A 19,097-nucleotide genomic window follows, 5' to 3' on the forward strand; every position below is an offset into this window, starting at 1 on the left:
AGCCGAGCATGGCCCGGGCAATCTGGAAAGGCGCGATCAGCTTCGGCCTGGTGCACATCCCCGTGTCGCTGAACACCGCCGTGCGCAGCGAGCGTGTGGATTTCGACTGGCTGGACAAGCGCAGCATGGAACCGGTCGGCTACAAGCGGGTGAACAAGGTGACCGGCAAGGAAATCGACAAGGACAACATCGTCAAGGGTGTCGAGTACGAGAAAGGCCGCTATGTGGTGATCAGTGAAGATGAGATCCGCAAGGCCCGCCCGGAGGCGACCCAGACCATCGATATCTTTTCCTTCGTCGATGCCGGCGAAATCCCCCTGCAACAGTTCGACACCCCTTACTACCTGAGCCCCGACCGCCGTGGCGGCAAGGTCTACGCCTTGCTGCGCGAGACCTTGGAAAGCACCGGCAAGGTGGCCTTGGCCACCGTGGTGCTGCACACCCGCCAGCACCTGGCGCTGTTGCGCCCGCTTGAAGCGGCGCTGGTGCTGATCACCCTGCGCTGGCCCGAAGAGGTGCGCGGCATCGAGACACTTGAACTGGAGCAGAGCGTGACCGCCAGCAAGCTCGACAAGCGCGAACTGGCCATGGCCAGGCGCCTGGTCGAGGACATGAGTGGGCCGTGGCGGCCCGACGAGTACCACGACGCGTTTCGCCAGACCATCCTCGACCTGGTGGAGGAGAAAGCCAGCAAGGGCAAGATCGAGACGGTGGAGAAGGGCGATGGCGAAGGGACGGAGAAGGGCGCGGACATCATCGACCTGACCGAGCTGCTCAAGCGCAGCCTCGGTGGCAAGGCCAAGCCGAAGAAACCGGCGGCGAAGCGTTCGCGCAAGGCGTCCTGATCTCGTGCAGTGGGGTTTGCGCTCAACTGCCTGCAGGATGAGCTGGATTCACATGCTGTTCTGCAGGCGCGATGCCTTGGAGAAAGCAGCGCAGCGCCCCCCGCCGTCACCCGCCGTCATGCGCGTCTTCACGTCCTTCCAGCCCGCTCAGGTAATCGCCGAATCCCTGTCTCGCCCGACTATCGCGCCGACTGCTGGTGGCAACGCTGTGCATGGCGGTCCAGACGATCTGCGCGCCGCTGGCTTCCAGGGCAAGGACCAGTTGCACATCTTCATGGGCCGGCAACGGTTGAAACCCACCGACCCGCTCATAGGCCCTCGCGCAGACCCCGAGGTTGGCGCCATGGATATGCCGGTGGCCCTCGCGCGCCTGGTAACGGCTGCGGTACAACTGCCGCAGCGCGGCGCTCTGCCAGGCCTGCCAGCGCTCGATATGCACGGTGCCGCACACGGCATCGGCATGCCATTGCAACTGAGACCGCAGCCAGTGCACTGGCACGCGGCTGTCGGCATCGGTGAAGGCCAGCCAGTGCGCGCCGCGTTCGAGCATCGATGCGGCTCCCGCGCGGCGGGCGATACCGACATTGCCGGCGTCCAGCTGGAGTGTCGCCACGCCGTGGCGGTGCGCTATGGCCAGGCTGGCGTCGGTGCAGCGGTCAAGCACCACCAGAATCTCCACCGTCGAGCCATCGGACTCGGCGAGCGCGGCGGCGGCCTTCACGGCTTTCAGGCAGTGCCCCAGGCGCCGTGCCTCGTTATGGGCGGGGATGACCACGGCGATCATGAGCAGCGCTCGTCGAGATCGACCACGCTCGGCTGGCACGACCAGTATTCGAGCAGGAAGTCCGCCTCTTCGTGGCGCAACTGCGGGTATAGCGGCAGGTGCCTGGCCAGCAGCGCGTGGACTTCGCCTCCGTCCTGCGGACAACCGGCGATCGGGTGACGCCAGTGGCAGGCGAGCAGCCCGCCGTCGCAGTCGAGGCTGGACACCGCTTGCTCGATCACCTGCCGCCACTGCGCAGGGTCCAGGTAGTAGCCGATCTCGCTGAGCACGATCAGGTCGAACCGCCCGCCCGGCCAGTCGCCCGGCAGATGCCCCTGTTCGACGGCCGCATGGTCGATACCGGCCAGACGCTGACGGGCCAGGGCCACCGCGGTGGGATCGATGTCCTGGCACAGCAGGCTGGCGCAGCGCTCGGCCAGGAGGACGCTCAGTTCGCCATTGGCGCAGGCCGGCTCGAACACCCGCGCGAAGCATTGGCGTGGCAGGCAGGCGAGGGTGAGCTCCCGCTTGCGCCGTTCGTACCAGCGGCTGCGAAAGGCCCAAGGGTCTTCGCTGTGGGCATACAGGTCGGCGAAATACTGCGCGTCGAGGCTCATGGTCACGGTGCTCAAAGAAAGATCAGTTCGAAAGGTTGCAGCAGGCATTCCTGCAGGCGCACAGGCAAGATCGGTGGACGCTCGCCATCCGCGTGCAGCTGGCTGACGTGGGCAGCCAGGGCCTGGCGCTTGCGCGCCAGGCGCGCTTCGTCGAGTGCCACGCGGCGAGCCCGCGACCAGGGCAGGCGCGGGTCGCCCGGAGCGGCCCAGTGCCAGGCCCATACCGGCACTTCGGCCAGTTGCGCGCGACGGACCTGGGCGGCCTGGGCACAGGCGCGACCTACCGCTTCGTGATCGCAATGACCGTCGCCGCGCCAGGTGGTCAGCACCAGGTCGTCGGGCTTGAGCAACTGGTTGAGATGGTTGACCAGGAAGGCTTCGTCGCGGGGCAGTGCGCCATCCCTGAGGTTGAGCCGTCGCCAGTCCAGGCGGTTGAGGTCCAGGTCCAGCTGGCGCAAGGCGTGCCGGCTCTCCAGCGGGCGCTGGTGGCGCAGGCGGTGCTCGGTCCAGTGCGGGGAGTGCGGATGACTGCGCTCGCCATCGGTGGCGGAAATCAGCAGCAGATCCTGTTCGCGCCCGGCAAAGCCGGTCAACAGGCCACCGGCCATGAGGATCTCGTCGTCCGGGTGCGGCGCCACCAGCACCACGCGGCGGCCGGGCGGACACAGCTGTTCGGGGCTGAGCCAGGCGGCCCGTGCCAGGTGCGCGCAGTGCTGCCAGTCGCTCCACGGCGTGCCCTGGCAGGCCTGAATCAGGTTGTCGTTCATAGCTGCCACGCTCCCGCCGGCATCTCGGTCACCTGCCGGCCCAGCTCGGCCAGGTCGCGTTCGGCGTGGCTCTGGCGCAGGTACACCGGCAGATCGGCGCTGAGCCTGGCGAAATGGCCGCTGCGGCAAAATGGAGTGGCGCCCAATGCCCGGCCGACGTGGTGGATCACCTGCTCGACAGCCTGCTCGACCTGGGCGCGCACGCGGCGTACCTCGAAAGCGGCATCGGCGCGTGGCTGCCGGTCGATCCAGGCGGCACACTCGCGAAGGGCGGCGCGGGCACCGACCAGGGCGGCATCGACCGCTCCCAGATGGGCGTCGGCGTGTGGATCGGGCCGGGGCTTGCGGCAGTGCTCGCGCAGGTAGTCGGCCAGGGCCTCGGCGGCGCCATACCAGCAGGCGGCGATGCCGGCGCCACCGTGCCAGAATCCCGATCGCTCCAGGTACTGGCCCGGCGCGCCGACGGCCAGCCCCGGCGTGTCTTCGAACTCAAGGGTCACACTGGTGGTGGTGGCCATGCCCACCGCCTGCCAGTGATCGGCGTGGATACGCTGGCTGGGATCCGACAGCTCGATGGCCACCAACTGTGGCCGTTGTTCGAGGTCCCAGGCGGTGATCAGCGCCCGGTCGATCTGCAGGGCGCCCGAACACCAAGCCTTGCGCCCCTGCAGGCGCACCTGGTCGCCATGACGCTCGACAATGCGTGCCCGGGCATCCGGCGGTTCGGCGGCCCATACCCCCCAGATACCATCCGCGGCACGATGGGCCGCGCCGCACTCGGCGAGGATCGCCAGGGCGTCGGTATGGCCTTCGTAGAGCTTGGCCAGGGCGAGGTCGCAACCGGCAACCCGGGCCAGGGTCTGCCAGCGCTTGAGCGTCTGGCCCTGGCCTGGCAGGGGGAGCAGATCGAGATGATCGGCCTGCAGCGCCTGCAACAGCTCCGGCAGCAAGGTATCGAGGTCGATGGCCTGCGCACGGGTACCGAAGCGGCGCAGCAGGCGGTCGAGGTTGGTCAGGTCGAAGTCCTGGACGATGCTCATCGAAGCGGCTCCCCTTGAGTGTTTGCGTGCGCCCATGCAGGCATGGGGCGCACGCGCAACCGCGGCGCCATCAGGCGATCCCCAGCTGCTTGCGCATGCGCGCGGTGATCGATTGCCGGGTTGCGGCCATGTCCGCCCAGGGGTCGTCTGCCTCGGCCAGCCGCTGGTGCAGGTTGCCGATGTGCCACTGGTTGACGCCCTTGAGCCGGACCAGCTCTTCGCGCCAGATCGGCACCGAAACCGGCAGGCCTTCGCGGGCGCGCAGCGAATAGGCGGCCACGGTGGTGGCGCCTTTGCCGTTGCGCAGGTAGTCGATGAAGATTCGGCCCACGCGGTTCTTTGGCCCGGAAACCGCGCTGAGGCGATCCGGGAACAGCCCGGCCATGTGCTCGACGAGGGCGTGGCTGAAGGCCTTCACCTCATCCCAGCCGGCCCTGCGGATGAGTGGCACGACCAAGTGCATGCCCTTGCCGCCGCTGGTCTTGAGAAACACCTTCAGCCCCAGTTCGTCGAGCAGGGTGAGGGTCAGCTGGGTGGCCTCGAGCATGGCTTTCCACGGCAGCGCCGGGTCAGGGTCCAGGTCGAGGACGAAACGGTCGGGCCTGTCGAAATCCTTGTCGGTGGCGTTCCAGGTGTGCAGTTCGAGCACGTTCATCTGCACCGCGCCCAGCAGGCTGTCGGCGCAGTTGAGCACGATCGCCGCCTGACCGGCCTGGGCCTTGCTGTAGCTGATCAGCCTGGGGATGTGCAGCTGGCCGGCGTGCTTCTGGAAGAACAGCTCGCCGGCCAGGCCCTCGGGCGCACGAACCAGTGCCACGGGCCGATTCTTGAGCTGGGGCAGCAACCAGTTGGCGACCTGGGCGTAATACTCGGCGACCTGGCGCTTGGTCGTGCCGCTGCTGGCGTCGATCACCCGGTCAGGGTGGGTGAGGCGCAATTCGCCCAGGTTGCCGGGCCGCGCTTTCGCAGCGGGTCTGTCGGACATGGTGCGCTCCAGGCCTATGGCGGTGGCGGGTTTGTCGTCGCGCAAGCCGTGGAATACCGAATGACGCACCACGCCGTCGCGGGTCATCTGCGCGTAGGCGACTTCGGCCAGCAGTCGTGGCTTGAGCCAGTGCACGCCCCGGCTCTCGGCACCTGTGGGGGGGCTGGGCAGTGGCGGCTTGTCGGTCTCCAGCGCTTTGAGCCGGGCATGGAGGCTGTCCAGGGTCGCGGTGCTGAAGCCGGTGCCGACCTTGCCGGCATAGCGCAGTTCACCGCTGTCGTCGTGCAGGGCAAGCAGCAGGGCGCCGAAGGCGTGGCGGCTGCCCTTGGGCTCGGTATAGCCGACGATCACGAATTCCTGGCGTTGCTTGCACTTGAGCTTGACCCAGTCACTGCTGCGCCGGCCCTGATAGGGACTGCCGTCGCGCTTGCCGATCAGGCCTTCGAGCGCCAGGCGGCAGGCGCTGTCGAGCAGCGCATCGACCGGTTTGTCGAAATCTGCGGAAAACCTGAGCCGGTCGCAGACGTTGTGCTCCAGCAGCCGGGCGAGGGTGGCTCGCCGCGCTTGTACCGGCAGCTGGCGCAGGTCCTTGCCGCCCAGGTAGGGCAGGTCGAACAGGAAGTAAGTCATGCGTTCGTCATGCTCGGTGTCGAAGGCGTTCTGCAAGGCCTGGAAGTCGGCCACGCCGTTGTCGTCGACCACCACCATTTCGCCATCCAGCCATGCCGAAGCGAGCCCCAGCGCCTTGAGCGCCTCGACCTGGCGCGGCATCTTCGCGCTCCAGTCATGGCCGTTGCGGGTGAACAGGCGCACGTCGTCACCGTCGAGCCGGGCGAGGATGCGGTAGCCGTCGAACTTTAATAGGCACCTGCCGGCCTGTTGCGATCTAAGCTCAATGGGATGGGGTCTCCTCAAATGATTCACACTCAGTGATCGGTGGCTTTCATGATGGTTAAAACTGGTGCGTTGCCCGACCTCGTCATCGTTGATCCTCATCGCATGCTCCCTAGGTTTTGGGCAACCGTGTGGTCCCTGAGTAATCAAGGACATGCCCTAGCGGAGAACACCCGTAAGACAACCCTGCGTCACATAGATGTTTTCTACTCTTTCTGTGATGACCGGTACGGGGTTGATTCGTTCGATTCAGCTGTGAGTAGCCGTGATGCGGCCAGAACGCAGGAGTTGGTGGAGGCGTTTTATCTGAATCTGACATCCGCCAAAAACTACTCAACAACGGCTGTTCAGCGATGGGATGCTGTCAGAAGGTTCATGGTGCACCTGGCCTCTCATCGATCAGCTTCGTGCGAAGCATGGCGTTCTCTTCGATCGACCTTGTCTGCGATGGGAAGGATGAGAAAGCCTCAGAGGGGGCGGGTAAGGTTTATCCGCTCGATTCCAGCGAGCACATTGTTTGATCTGCTTGAGGTTGGAAATCCTGCTTCAGATCGAAACCCCTTCCAAGGTGTGCGCATTAAGAACAGGAATTGGCTGATCCTTAACATGCTTCTGCTGGTAGGACTCAGGCGCAGCGAGTTGATGCTGCTGACTTGTGATGCTCTCAAATCTGACGTAGATACGAAGTCTCAAGAGGTTGTGTATTGGCTGGACGTTACGGCCGGGACAGAATCTGAAACCCGATCTACTGCCCCAAGCATGAAAACTGAGCAGGCACATAGGCAAGTACCAATTTCGCCGGAACTTGCAAACCTTTATCAACAGTACATAGCCGAGAGCAGATACGACTCGTCAGAGCACGGCTACGCTTTTACAGCGGCTACAGGAGCTCCTCTATCTGCTGAGGCTGTAACCAAGATTTTCCACGCACTGTCAGGCGCAATCTCACCCAAGGCATTAAAAAAATTCAGTGATCGCACAGGCGGAAAGGCACATATATCCCCCCATGATCTTCGGCATACCTGCGCAACAGCATATTACGCGACGTTCATGGATTGTGAACAAGACAGGGAACTTACGTTCCAGCGTATGCGTGCATTTTTTGGCTGGTCCGTAAATTCGGCTATGCCAGAGCATTATGCCCGCGCAGCAATTCAAGAAGATCTCATGCAGGCGTGGGGTCGGCTATTTGACTTAAAAATAAGCGCGTTGCGAGATATTCAACATGAGAGCATATAAGGGTAAGAGCGCTTCAACTACCGTGAATTGTGCGGGAAGTAGTGCTGAAACTTTTATTCTCGAATGGGCCTGGCCACTGCCGCCAGCAATTATTTCTCTTTACGATAAGTACACTGATGTTACTTATGTGGTTGAGGCTGACGAAAATGAGTGGAAGTTCAGTTATAAAGGGGGTGCTGAATCGATTTCATTCGCGAGCGGCTCCGCGGGCGCTTTGCAGAGAAGGCTAGCAATGTTGACGTCTGGGCATCAAAGTCCTAGTAGTCTTCATCGTGCTGCAAGGTTATTGGTCCGCAAATGGGAGAGTGTTTGTACGCTGGTTACGACCCCTGCGGAAGAGCTAAGAAATGCTTGGAATGAGCATGTCACAGACTCATCTTTTTCAGGTGTTATGAAACGTCTCCTTAAAATGGCTTGCGATGCTGAGGTGGGGCATTGGAATGGGAGGGCCCTAAGTCTAGTTCGTAGCTTGAATACCCATGCAAATGCAGGAATGGCACGCAGGAAGAACACCCTTATAAGTCGGGAAGAACTTGTAAATATAAGCTTGCAGGCAGATATTGTAAGATCATTAGATGCAGAAGCATGGAGTGCTGAAGTCGAAAATGAATATTTAGAAGGGGCGGCCGCTTTGGTGTTTATATATCAACACGGTGTTCGACCTGTGCAGGTGTTGTGCTTGGATACTGAGCATGTAAGATTTTTTAAGGATGCAAATGATGAAAGTGCTTGCATTGTTTCGTTTCACGCAGCCAAGCAGCGTGATGAGCAGCAATTTGAAATTGTTCGTCAGGTTAAACCAGAGTGGGTCCAGATAGTAAAAAGACTGTGGGAGTCTGCAAAAGCTGCAGGCAGAAAACGACTATTCGAAGCAACCAACTCTACGGCTCTTTGGGCGGAAGCCAAGGCTTTCTGCCGGCGTTATGGAGTTAACCTGGATTGTACCGCTCCACAGTTGCGTCATACTGCAGCGCAGTCATTGGCAGATGCCGGGCATAGTCGCGAAAGCATTTGTAAGTTCTTAGGTCATGTCTATACGGGTACTTCTGGAGCTTATATACACGCTAGCATGCAACAAGCCGACCTCGTCAATTCGGCGCTTGGGGCATCTAAGTTGTATGCGAAACTCCAAAGCATTGCTTCAGGTAGATTTGCTTCTCTTGAGGAAATTCTAAACGCGCAAGAAGATCAGCAGATAGGAGCTGTCGTAGGCAATTCCCTCATTGCAGGAGTAGGGCTATGTCAGACAGGTCAGAGCCATTGTGCCTATAATCCAGTAACGTCTTGTTATGGATGTGCAAAGTTTATGCCCTCTTTGCAAAAGGAACCTCATCTGCAGGCCGTTGACGGCATGCGACAACAGGTTAGGAGGTTTTTGGACATTGGTATCAGTGCGGAAAGCCCAGCTTATCTCCAGCTCACTCGTGCGCTCTCAGGAGCTCAGCAAATTTTAGACAATATCGATCAGATTGCGGGGGCGAAGTAAAATGGCCGTGATTGAATCTCCGTCCAATGAGCCATCGGCGAAATATCTATTTGAGAAGTTTGTCACCAGTGTGCGCAGAGCTGTTGAGGCAAAAGGAGTAATCTGGGACATTCCTCTGAATGACTGTGGCCAACCGATAAAAGGTACAGATTGGGATCTTCGAATCCTTAACGATAGTCACGACAGGCATGCATATGGTACAGGGGGCTTCGGAGTAGATATAGAAACTCATCAACTGGCCCTAACCGCAGGCTGGCCTGAAGCACGCCTTCCAGCCAGTCGAGTGCTTCCAACAATAGTCCAAGACTTCATCAAGGCTATAATCGGGAGTATTTGCTTGAGTGGTCGCACAGCGGATTGCGCGCAAGTAGTAGCTAAGGCAGCAAGGCGACTATTCTCAAGTACCGTACTAACTCCATATGAGATCTCACGAGAAAATTTTGAAGCGCTACTATCTATTAAGTCGTGGAGTGAAAAGGCCTCGCGGGATATAGCTACTGTGGCCAAGATTATTGATGAAAACATGATCTCAAACTTCTGTCCTGTTCGCCCAACGGTAAAGCGAGATCGAAGGCCAGGGCTTTTAGCCGGCTACCTGGTACGAAAAGATGCATCCAAGCTTCCTGAGGCAGACTCGCTATTCGAGTTGACTAGAATCGTGTTTTGTGAGCGCGCAAGAACATATAATGATTTAATTTATTTTTTAGTTATCAGGATATTAATACTTACGGGTTTGCGTATTAATGAGGTGTTAACGCTGCCTGAAGACTGCCTGACATGGGTCGAGCATGTAGATGTGGTCACCAATAAAAGCGCATCCGATATCGGCGGGGTAGGACGTTCTTTGAGATTGCGCTATTATTCAGAGAAAAAACGAAACAAAACTCCTGGCACTCTGATTGAAAGTTTTTATTTTGTGCCAAAAAGATTTGAGCAGCTCATTGAAAGCACGATACTGGAAGCGAGGCTTGCTACGAAGCCATTTAGGGGGGTTCTGGAAAATCAATATCTAAATCAGTCTCAAACGTTCGGATCTGACCTGCGAATATTTAGAACGGATTCAGGAGGTACTGTAGGGACATGGCAACGGCTATTTCTTACTGCCGGGTGTATTAAGAAATGGCCTTTGTCGAGCGCCGCTGTTTCTGGTGATTCAGTTATTACCACGCCGCGCGAGCTTAGAATGTACACTTCGCTTGGTATGGTGAAAGGTAATGGTTCACTTTCCTTCTTTAAGAAGTATGGCTCAACTTCGGAAATGAAGAAATTGTCTATCAAACCTCATTCGTTGCGACACTTGATGAATACTGAGTTGTTTCGCCAGAACGTTTCAGATACAGTCATCACACATCAGTTTGGCCGAGTGTCAGTAGCACAGAGTTATGAGTACGATCATCGTAGCCTTGCTGAAAAACTCAAATTCGTCGAACTGCCCACTGTAGCGCAGCAGTTTATTCCCGCAGGTAGCACTCACGAATTAGTGGCAAAAATGGTCGTGAGCGGCATAGCTGTTAGTAGCCATATCGGAGAATCTTTCAAGAGAATTCAACTAGAACATGGTGATGAGGCAGCGTTTGCATACCTCGCAGCCAACTCAGATGGATTTCATGTAACTCCTTACGGCTTCTGCACCAACAGCTTCTCCCTTAATCCTTGCTCGAGACATCTCAAGTGTTTCGATGGATGCAGGCATTTTGCAGCAAGTGGCTTGCCCCATCATCGGCAGACGTTGATTGATTTGAAAGAAAGTCTAGTGATTATGCGCTGCTCTGCTGAGGGCAAGCCGGTGAGAACAACAGGTCGAGCGAATCAAATTGCGCATGCATCCAAACTCATTGATGGTGTGCAAAAAGCAATTGAAGCTCAGCCATATGAAACAATTTATCCCGATGGAGTCGATTACTCAAGACTTGACAAAAAGGACATCTTCTCATGAGAACCTTGCTGGATCCTTCAAATGTTGAATTGAAAAAAGTTCTTGATCAGTTGGCGCTAGAGGACGTCGATATTACGGCGCGGGCAATCGCTCGCCACCATTCGCTGCTCAAAAACGCCTCGGCATTTACACGCAACCCTGCACGAATGAAACTCATTGTCGAAAGTCGCCAAAAACAACTTGAAGCGCGGGCTGCGGCAGCGAGTTTATCTTCTTTCGACGTACACGACAAAAAATCGCAGCGCTTAAACAGAGACAATGAAGTACTGGTACTTAAATTAAAGAGGCTGATAGCTGCGCATGCAGGTCTTATTCGCGCAGTACAATTAGCTGGTGGTATGAGCGCACTCGAACGATTCTGGAAGGAATACAAAGAGGTAGGTGATGCTGTACAAATTCTTGATGCTGCTCCTGCAAAGGCGATGGTTGTCGACATCAAATGATTTGGTGCTGTCGCATTCAGTTTACGGTTGGTGCAGTCTGTTGCTGCACCGAGTCCATATCGCCCCGGATGATTGCCTAAACGAATCTATATTCCATCAAGATGATTTTTTCGATACTCTTCATGACGGGCCATGAGTTGTCGCGCACGCTTTTCCTCTTCGGGGCTTGGATCAGGAAGATTCATCAGAACTGGCTCCCATCGTTTCATTATTCCAGCAAACGAAACCTCGTCAGTCATTCCTTTTTCCATTTGAGGCGCTAAAAGCTCTAGCAACTCAGGGCTCAAATCTTTTTTCTCAAAAAGACGCTTCATCAACCAAAGATAAATATCCACCAATTCTAAACCAGCACTCATATCGCCAGGGGTGCACGTGATAGGAATGTCGGGGATGTTGGATAGATCCATTTTAGGCAGGCCCGGCCCAACTTCCCATGGCCCACCCTTATCTTTCGCGCTCCTATAAAAGTTAGCGACCCATTCTTGAGCGCGATTAAACTCACCTTGCCTGTCAACCACGATTGCAGCGGCATCCCCTCCGCCGACTTTCAGTCTGAGTGCAATACCATGCATGACTGACTGGAAGCCGATTAAATTAGGAGATATTTGAAGGCGATCATTGTTGCTGTATATGTTGTAATGGATTTCATCAGGATGCTTGCAGGCCCATGTAAGAGCATCTCGTATTATTTCGCGACTTCTAGGGTCGGGAAGATAGTCAATCCGACACAGCAGCGTGTTACATACCTCTTGCAATATAGTATTTGCTTTTTCGGTCTTTTTCTCGATTCGAGCCTTCCTGGCTAGTTTAATCAAATCCTCATCAAATAGGTATGCAAGCTTCGCTAATACTACGAAACGTAAAGGAGTCCAATATGCTGACCATGGAACTGCCTTGTTGAGCCCCTGATCAAAGAGCTGGTCAAAAAAACTTATCAAAGCATGATCAGGTTTGGATATCCGATAAATATCTATGGTCAAGTCTAGCTTTGCTTGCAATGCCGAGAGTTCAGAGGCAATACTGGTCAGTCGCCCCATGCCCAACTCACTTGAGTGCAATCTTGCAACGCCAAAGCGTTCGCGTAGTTCTTGAATTTCATCATTAGCGACCTCATCCACATTGTGCGGCGAGGACAGTACACCATAGTATAAAATCGGCTGCTGCGGGTCGAACAGATTCAGACCCGTTTGCCCACTCTCATCTACATAAAAATACATAAATCTATTCCTTGTGCGGCGTGTCAGTGGTAGTAGTGATTCCCTTCACGCATGCCGGGATATCTGTTTCATTCTAGACGTGAACCACCATTTGACAGAGCATCATCATTCCGGTCAGGAAGGTCTACGCATGCAGGCGGTAGGGCGTCACCGCAGTGTAGGATGCTTCGATCATAGGATTTGGGAACCGCGGTTGCTCTGGGAGCACTGAAACCCGCATGGGGGATGTCATGCGCCTAGCTTGTAAAGGCTTCGCGGGGGGCTAATGGCGGAAATTAAGCCACGCTACCATCGATGTCGCGCTCAAGACCTGTCTGCCGATCGCCTAAGCCAACCATGGAGTAATGCCGCATGCCGACACCTGTAGGTCGAACCGAAACGGAGGTTCTAGCTGATCTTGTGCAGCTAACTGCCTCACCTGGCTACGTTCATGCGATTGCCTTCATATGTCACCGGGACAACCTGGTCCTGTACCGCGATGAGCTGAACCCGAAGGATATGGCTCATCTGTTCACCAACGACCGATTATTGAGGACTGAGATCACGACTTTGCTTGGGTTGATGGTCCGCCAGGCTTTGGACATGAGCGTGCCCACCGTAGAGGTCCTGGGATATTTGGTAGAACGCACCGACACGCTGATGTTGGAGCTACACCACGCACTTTCTCGACCGATGCTTTCATCTCTGACGGCCCAAGCGGTCAGCGGTAGCACAGCCGAGATAGGCTGGGACGGTATGTCCATGCGGGAGCCGATTTTTTATGGAACCGAGTCCGCATATAGTTTCCAGTACCGAGATTTACTTCCCACAAAGTACGGCGCGGACGATACCTGGCTCGTTGAAAAAATGGGCTTCACCATCACCCAGGCCCAGTTGGTCGCTAGCACAATGTGTAACCTAATGGACGAGAAGGCGTGCGCGACTTTTGCCAAGTCCAGAGCCCCAGTGATTGACCCCCACATATTGATAGGAGCGTTCGAATATTCAGCACAGCTTGTTGCGGACTCAAGCGGGCTGGATGTTCCCATTGTCGAAGCTGTTTTCGGTGCATTGACGCTAACTGGCGATAACCTGCAGTTCCAAACCATTGGCGATTTCAACGCGGTCGCTGCCACACCGTTGCTGCCAACCGGTCGCGGTACTGTGTTGCTGTTCCAGCACTACGCAATTTATGAGGCACTTTATGAGTCGCCCTTTTTTTGGATGTGGGCCGACAAGCCGTACCGGCCGACTGCTATGGAGCATCGCGGTGCATTTGCAGAGCAGTTCTCAGCGCTGAGATTGAGAGCCGTTTTCGGTCAGGACAACGTGCATACCAATGTGAATTTGTTCAAGGGCAAGGACGTTGCGGGTGAAGCAGACGTGCTGGTGGTGTTCGGGGATCGACTGATCATCATCCAAGCCAAGGCGAAAAAGCTGACCCTTGAGGCTAGAAAAGGCAATGACGGACAACTAAAGTCCGACTTCGCCGCTGCCATTCAGCAGTCCTACGATCAGGGATGGATTTGCGCCAATATTATCGTGGAGGGAGAGTGCAGACTGGAGAATGATCAAGGTCGAGAATTGAAGCTTCCTCATCCTCCTAAAGAGATCTATCTTTTCAGCGTCGTTTCTGAACACTATCCGGCATTAGCTTTTCAATCCAGTCAGTACCTAACTTACCAGACGACTGAGGTGATCAAAGCGCCACTCGTTATGGACGTCTTCCTCTTGGACGCTATTGCGGAGATGTTAACGTCACCGCTGAGGTTCCTCAGCTACATTCGTCTACGGATTGCCGCAGCCGGTAAGGTGAATCTGAGTCATGAACTGACGGCCTTGGGATTCCATCTTAAACGAAACATGTGGCTTGATGAGGAATTCAGCTACGTGATGATTGATGACTCATATGCAGTCGATCTCGATACCGCTATGACTGTACGGCGGGAGGGGCATCCCGGCAAGCATACACCTGAAGGCATACTGACTAGATTGGCAGGCACGCGCTATGAGCAGGTTATTTCTCAGATCGAAGCTGAGGCCAATCCTGCAACGCTTGAACTCGGACTTCAGCTTTTAGCCATGAATGAGGATGCTGCTTTTAATGTGCATCGTGGGCTGGAAGCCATTACTCGTATGACGCGAGAGGATGGGCAGGGGCACGACTTTACGATCGGGGCTGAGCAAGGTAACTCCGGGATCTGCTTCCACTCTAATAGAATGCCGTCGCCGGCAGCGATGCGCCGGCTGCAATTCCATTGCCACAAGCGTAAGTACATTATGCGATCAGATACTTGGTTTGGCTTGGCTGTCGACGGGGATTGTGACATTCAATTCGGCGTAACTTTGAATTTTCCCTGGACTGAGTCTGATCAGATGGACGAACTCACCAGAGATGCTCAGGCGCCAGCGCCAATATCATCGTTAAAGTCTCTCATACGCCAGTCGAATGGGAGGAAAGTGGGTCGGAACGAACCCTGCCCCTGCCGGAGTGGGAAAAAATACAAAAAGTGCTGTATGTCTTAGCCTGGTTAATGAGCAGCAGGTTCACCGAAGGGGAGTAGTGGACACCTATACGCTCAACCGAAGCCTTCACATTAGGGAGCGAATACCGAGCAAGGCAGCGAGGTGTCCTGGATAAAACCAATAGCTCCACTGAGTCACAGGCGGAACCCTGAAAGGCATACGCGACCACAGAACTATCAGTCCGAGAAGTGGCGCCAGAGCAGCCAGTATGAGGGCGGCCAAGGCAGCGGGCTCCAAGTGGATGGCTTGCGAAAAAAGCCCTGTACGCGAATTGGCTAGCACGCACAGTACAACCGGGACCATCGCGAAAAATTCCGGGCGCTTGATCGCAAGTACTAAAGCCGCTGGTACCAATACCCCGTAAAACCCGTACATCAGTGGATCTGCGAAAACACTGGCGAAACCGAGTGCTATGGCAGCCATCAAGAGGCTGGACCAGTTCCGGTGGTGGACTCCCCAGGCAACCATCAACCCCAAGATCAGCGTGAAAAGCACGTTAAACGTGCCTGAGCTACTGATCATTCGGTACGGGACCTCCGAGATGGCAGCGAACAGCACCATCAGCGCGAGATATCGGCCATTACTACGGGTGAAGAGTTCGCCCGGCTGGGTGCGTGCGACGTTGATTGCGATAGCGAGGCAGAACAGGGGAAACGAAAGTCTACCCAGGACGAAAAGATCCTCTGCACCAGGCCATACCAAACGCATGTGGTCAAAAACCATCGTGAGGAGAGCGATCCACTTGATCAAGTCTTGTTCTGCGTTGCGTGGCTTTGTAGGGGCCGTGTCCCGGCTTTGTACGTTCAAGGCATACTTCCCAGGACAAGCATGGTGAGAATGAGGTACCGAGCGCCCTTGGCCACCGAGACGATCAGAAGAAAGCGCCAGAGCGGCTCTCTCATGATGCCCGCGACAAGGGTCAGGGGGTCTCCTATCAGCGGGACCCAGCTGAGCAGGAGAGACCAGTAGCCATAGCGGTGGTACACGTTCTGCGCTTTCTGCAGCTTGTCAGGACCTACTGGGAACCAGCGGCGATCCCGGTAACGCTCAACCCCCAACCCTAGCAGCCAGTTCACCACAGAACCCAGCACGTTGCCCAAGGTGGCAACGGTCAAAAGCAGCAGGGGATCGTAATACTCAGAGACCAGCATCCCTGCAAGCACTGCCTCGGACTGCATTGGAAGCAGAGTCGCAGCACCGAATGCGGCCAGGAATAGACCTAGGTAACTGCCAAGGGCCAACATCATGGTGACCGCCTTACGGGCAAGCGATGGACAACCTTTAGAGGTATTTGGTGATCTGCTTGAATTCGTCGATTGCGGATCGATCACCATTGCTCAAAGCGGTAACCGAATCTTCCAGGCAGTGATCGATATGGTCTTGAATGAGCGTGCGCTTGGCTTGGCAAACTGCCTTTTCGACAGCATGTAGCTGCTGGGCGATGTCTACGCACTCACGGCCTTCTTCGATCATGGTAATGATGCTGCGCAGATGGCCGTCAGCACGTTTCAGGCGTTTGATGATTGCTTCGTGACTCTGATGAGTATGGGTGTGGCCATGGATATGTTCATGGACTGGCTCGGTCATGGCTTGAGTCTCGGACGGCTTTACATTAGGCTTGCATGCTATCCCCCTAGGGGGGTTAGGTCAAACGTGTCCGTTTGCTAGTCCGTATCCGTTACGAAGGCGTCAGGATGTCTCGCCGTCTACTTTCAGCGACCATGACTGTGTTTCTGGCTATAGCCTTTCTGCTGGCTTGGACCGGTCACGCCTATTCGCTTTCAGTGCCGACGCAGAGCCCTGTGTACAGCAAGCAGGTAGTCCAGCACGGGCATGACCATGCTGAGTCCTCCTGGAGCTGTGCCCAGTGCGCAGACCACTATCACTCACCGCTTACCCCTGACCATCAGCACGAGACGCCTCAACTCACGTCCTCCGTCCAGCTTTTTTCTACTTTCGAGCCCTCGGTTCGCATGGGATTACCCGGCGATTCAGTGCCTCGACCGCCTATTTTCCGCATCGAGCGCCCACCTCGTCCTCTACTTGCCTGCTGACATCAGCCGCTTAGCGGCTCACGATCATTGCAAGAAAGGGTTTATCCATGCATCTGCACTCGATAACGGGTAGGGGACTGTTCGCCACGCGTTCACGCCACCCATTGTTTCTGCTGTTCCTGTTGGTTGCTTCCCTGTTCATTGGCATGCCAGAAGCCTTGGCCCATGCTGTAGCAGAGGGTGACAAGGGCTTTATCCAGGAAAGCACAGGGGTCATGTTGATCCCGTTCATCTACATGGGCGCCAAGCACATGATGACGGGCTACGACCATCTGCTGTTCCTTTTCGGCGTCATCTTCTTCCTCTATCGCCTGAAGGACGTTGGCCTTTACGTCACGCTGTTTGCTGTTGGCCACTCGGTGACCTTGTTGTTTGGGGTGCTGACGGAGATCAGCATCAGCTCGTACATCATCGACGCGATCATCGGCTTCTCGGTGGTCTACAAGGCTTTGGACAACCTGGGCGCCTTCAAGCGCTGGTTCGGCTATCAGCCTAATACAAAGGCCGCGACCTTGATCTTCGGCCTCCTGCATGGTTTCGGCCTGGCCACCAAGATCCAGGAGTACGAGATTTCGGCGGATGGCCTGATCCCCAACCTGATTGCCTTCAACGTAGGCGTCGAAATCGGCCAGCTTTTGGCGCTGAGCGCAATCCTCATCCTGATGGGGTTCTGGCGCAGCACACCAAGCTTCTGGCGCCATGCCTATACCGCCAACGTTGCCATGATGAGCGCCGGTTTCCTCTTGATGGGTTACCAGATTACCGGCCTGTTTATCTCTGCTTAAGGACCTTCGATCATGTTCAATTCTCCACTTCCTTCGGCAAGTGAACTGCCGTCCAGCCGTCAACTCGTCCGTTCCTCTGTTATCGCGTTTGCCGTTGCGATGGGGCTGCTCGTTACCGTTGTAATGCCATCGGAATACGCGGTGGACCCGACAGGCGTCGGTCGTGCCATGGGCCTCACCCAGATGGGGGAGATCAAGATCACATTGGCTCAGGAGGCTCTGGCTGATGAGTTGGCTGCGCAACAGGCCAAAGCACCTGTTGCCGCGGTAGCGGCTACACCGGCTCCGGCTCCTGCACCTGTTCAGGCACCTGCACCGGTTCAGCAGCTTGCAGCTGTGCAACCCGCTCAGCCAGCCGCTCAAAAGTCAGCCGCGAAGTCTGACGAGGTTACGTTGACCCTCAAACCTGGCGAGGGTCGTGAGATCAAGCTGGAGATGCTCAAGGGCAGCGTGGTTTCTTACCAATGGACGGCCTCCGGTCCAGTCAACCACGATACCCACGGTGAGACTTACAACGCTGCGCAAGGCGATTTCCACAGTTACAGCAAGGGGCGTCAGGTCAAAGGCGATAACGGCGAGCTGACAGCGCTGTTCGATGGAACCCACGGCTGGTTCTGGCGTAACCGCACCTCGGGCAATGTGACCATCGCGCTGCAGACATCAGGCGACTATCTGAACGTCAAGAAGTAAACCGCGACCGGCGCCCATGTCGAGTGCGGGGGGCCGGTTTTACCTACAGTCAATTTTCCGGAATTTTGCCAAATGGCTATCAAACTGACCCGTTCCATCATGATGATCTGCTTGCTCGGCCTCTTGACCGCCTGTGGCGGTACAGAAACCGAGGGCACCTCTGGTTCAGAGGGCCATGGGCACTCTCACGAGTGATTGAACGTTGCGGGGTCGCTCGGCCCCGCAACTGTCTCCGTTCATCCCCCATCGATAGGCCACCACGCTAATTACCTGACGTGTAACAGGTGGGGTGATCAGGTTGAGCTATAACCCGTAATGCACATGTCAGAAAGCCTGGGAGAGGGCCTCACATGCGTTTACGGGACTTTTTCGTTGGAAGGGATGCAACTGCGCGCCTTATGCAGTTCGATTTGCTGCGCTGGTTTTCCATTGTGAGTGTCCTGATCATCACTCTGGTCGCATTGGGCCTGGGTTTCATCGCCTCTCGATTCGTTGTGAACGAAAGCATCCAGCGCGATGCGGCCCTCACTGCACAATTCATTCAGTCGCTGGCTTCCAGTGAGTTGAGCAAACATTACTTGCCAAACCGTCAGATGGGGGAGGTGTTGGACCCTCGGGCCGATATCGTTCTATCGAACCAGGAGCGCATTCGGCGACAAACTGCCCGCCGAGAGTTTCTGGCACACATCGACAACATTTCGAAGCAACCTGATTCGTTACTGATCAACATCTACGCCCCTGACAACGTCGTGATCTGGTCAAGCAATCCAGCACTGGTCGGCATGCAAATATGGGGTCATGCCGAGATAAAGGAAAATTAGGACATACGCG

General features: G+C 56.2%; 18 protein-coding genes. 9 read left to right on the forward strand and 9 right to left on the reverse strand.

Annotated features, from left to right (window positions below; translation table 11 throughout):
* The first annotated feature begins 8 nt into the window (after positions 1 to 8).
* On the forward strand, positions 9 to 845 hold the full coding sequence (locus N7422_RS09360; protein WP_279806295.1) for a Ku protein: 837 nt from the start codon (positions 9 to 11) through the stop codon (positions 843 to 845).
* Between the two features lie 106 nt (positions 846 to 951).
* Here N7422_RS09360 and N7422_RS09365 read toward each other — a convergent pair whose 3' ends face one another.
* The 5 genes from N7422_RS09365 to ligD all read right to left on the reverse strand — a co-directional run bounded on the left by N7422_RS09365 (position 952) and on the right by ligD (position 6,067).
* Positions 952 to 1,629: a glycosyltransferase gene (locus N7422_RS09365; protein ID WP_279806296.1), complete on the reverse strand. Its 678-nt coding sequence runs from the start codon at positions 1,627 to 1,629 to the stop codon at positions 952 to 954.
* Entirely contained in the window at positions 1,626 to 2,225 is a 600-nt protein-coding gene (locus N7422_RS09370; RefSeq protein ID WP_279806305.1) for an SAM-dependent methyltransferase, read from the reverse strand. Before N7422_RS09370 ends, N7422_RS09365 begins: the two co-directional genes overlap by 4 nt.
* An 11-nt stretch (positions 2,226 to 2,236) precedes the next feature.
* A complete protein-coding gene (locus tag N7422_RS09375; RefSeq protein ID WP_279806297.1) occupies positions 2,237 to 2,992 on the reverse strand; it encodes a PIG-L family deacetylase in 756 nt (251 codons plus the stop codon).
* Complete coding sequence (locus tag N7422_RS09380) at positions 2,989 to 4,032, reverse strand: acyl-CoA dehydrogenase (RefSeq protein ID WP_279806298.1); 1,044 nt, start codon at positions 4,030 to 4,032, stop codon at positions 2,989 to 2,991. The genes N7422_RS09375 and N7422_RS09380 overlap by 4 nt, the downstream gene beginning before the upstream one ends.
* Positions 4,033 to 4,102: 70 nt before the next feature.
* Positions 4,103 to 6,067: a DNA ligase D gene (ligD, locus tag N7422_RS09385; RefSeq protein WP_347815263.1), complete on the reverse strand. Its 1,965-nt coding sequence runs from the start codon at positions 6,065 to 6,067 to the stop codon at positions 4,103 to 4,105.
* Here ligD and N7422_RS09390 point away from each other — a divergent pair.
* Genes N7422_RS09390 through N7422_RS09405 form a run of 4 tightly spaced genes read left to right on the forward strand, consistent with a single transcriptional unit; the run spans position 5,963 to position 11,015 of the window.
* Positions 5,963 to 7,150, forward strand: a complete 1,188-nt coding sequence (locus tag N7422_RS09390) for a site-specific integrase (protein WP_063977569.1) — start codon at positions 5,963 to 5,965, stop codon at positions 7,148 to 7,150. The two genes, ligD and N7422_RS09390, sit on opposite strands and share 105 nt — an antisense overlap.
* On the forward strand, positions 7,137 to 8,636 hold the full coding sequence (locus tag N7422_RS09395; RefSeq protein ID WP_081259081.1) for a tyrosine-type recombinase/integrase: 1,500 nt from the start codon (positions 7,137 to 7,139) through the stop codon (positions 8,634 to 8,636). Before N7422_RS09390 ends, N7422_RS09395 begins: the two co-directional genes overlap by 14 nt.
* Position 8,637: 1 nt before the next feature.
* Complete coding sequence (locus N7422_RS09400; RefSeq protein ID WP_123902471.1) at positions 8,638 to 10,572, forward strand: hypothetical protein; 1,935 nt, start codon at positions 8,638 to 8,640, stop codon at positions 10,570 to 10,572.
* Entirely contained in the window at positions 10,569 to 11,015 is a 447-nt protein-coding gene (locus tag N7422_RS09405) for a hypothetical protein (RefSeq protein ID WP_019751583.1), read from the forward strand. The genes N7422_RS09400 and N7422_RS09405 overlap by 4 nt, the downstream gene beginning before the upstream one ends.
* Positions 11,016 to 11,101: 86 nt before the next feature.
* Here N7422_RS09405 and N7422_RS09410 read toward each other — a convergent pair whose 3' ends face one another.
* Positions 11,102 to 12,232, reverse strand: a complete 1,131-nt coding sequence (locus tag N7422_RS09410; RefSeq protein ID WP_019751582.1) for a DUF3800 domain-containing protein — start codon at positions 12,230 to 12,232, stop codon at positions 11,102 to 11,104.
* A gap of 351 nt (positions 12,233 to 12,583) precedes the next feature.
* Between N7422_RS09410 and N7422_RS09415 the strand changes: the two genes are divergently transcribed.
* Entirely contained in the window at positions 12,584 to 14,737 is a 2,154-nt protein-coding gene (locus tag N7422_RS09415; RefSeq protein ID WP_019751581.1) for an SEC-C metal-binding domain-containing protein, read from the forward strand.
* A gap of 66 nt (positions 14,738 to 14,803) precedes the next feature.
* On the opposite strand, the gene N7422_RS09420 is transcribed toward N7422_RS09415, so the two are convergent.
* From N7422_RS09420 to N7422_RS09430, 3 genes are read right to left on the reverse strand one after another with little or no spacing between them, the layout of a single operon-like run.
* Positions 14,804 to 15,487: a TraX family protein gene (locus tag N7422_RS09420; protein ID WP_019751580.1), complete on the reverse strand. Its 684-nt coding sequence runs from the start codon at positions 15,485 to 15,487 to the stop codon at positions 14,804 to 14,806.
* Between the two features lie 53 nt (positions 15,488 to 15,540).
* Positions 15,541 to 15,981: a YqaA family protein gene (locus tag N7422_RS09425; protein WP_029380634.1), complete on the reverse strand. Its 441-nt coding sequence runs from the start codon at positions 15,979 to 15,981 to the stop codon at positions 15,541 to 15,543.
* Between the two features lie 37 nt (positions 15,982 to 16,018).
* The gene (locus N7422_RS09430) at positions 16,019 to 16,324 is read right to left on the reverse strand and encodes a metal-sensing transcriptional repressor (protein ID WP_019751578.1); all 306 of its coding nucleotides are present in this window, start codon (positions 16,322 to 16,324) and stop codon (positions 16,019 to 16,021) included.
* Positions 16,325 to 16,838: 514 nt separating this feature from the next.
* Between N7422_RS09430 and N7422_RS09435 the strand changes: the two genes are divergently transcribed.
* From N7422_RS09435 to N7422_RS09445, 3 genes are all read left to right on the forward strand, one after another.
* The gene (locus tag N7422_RS09435) at positions 16,839 to 17,576 is read left to right on the forward strand and encodes a HupE/UreJ family protein (protein ID WP_023629703.1); all 738 of its coding nucleotides are present in this window, start codon (positions 16,839 to 16,841) and stop codon (positions 17,574 to 17,576) included.
* A 12-nt stretch (positions 17,577 to 17,588) separates the two neighbouring features.
* Positions 17,589 to 18,266 carry a hypothetical protein gene (locus N7422_RS09440; protein ID WP_023629704.1) on the forward strand — a complete coding sequence of 226 codons (678 nt, stop codon included), beginning with the start codon at positions 17,589 to 17,591 and terminating at the stop codon, positions 18,264 to 18,266.
* 350 nt (positions 18,267 to 18,616) lie between these two features.
* Positions 18,617 to 19,087, forward strand: a complete 471-nt coding sequence (locus N7422_RS09445; protein WP_279806299.1) for a hypothetical protein — start codon at positions 18,617 to 18,619, stop codon at positions 19,085 to 19,087.
* Positions 19,088 to 19,097 lie beyond the last annotated feature (10 nt).

Origin of the sequence: Pseudomonas sp. GD04091, from assembly GCF_029836165.1 — a bacterium.
Taxonomy (GTDB): domain Bacteria; phylum Pseudomonadota; class Gammaproteobacteria; order Pseudomonadales; family Pseudomonadaceae; genus Aquipseudomonas.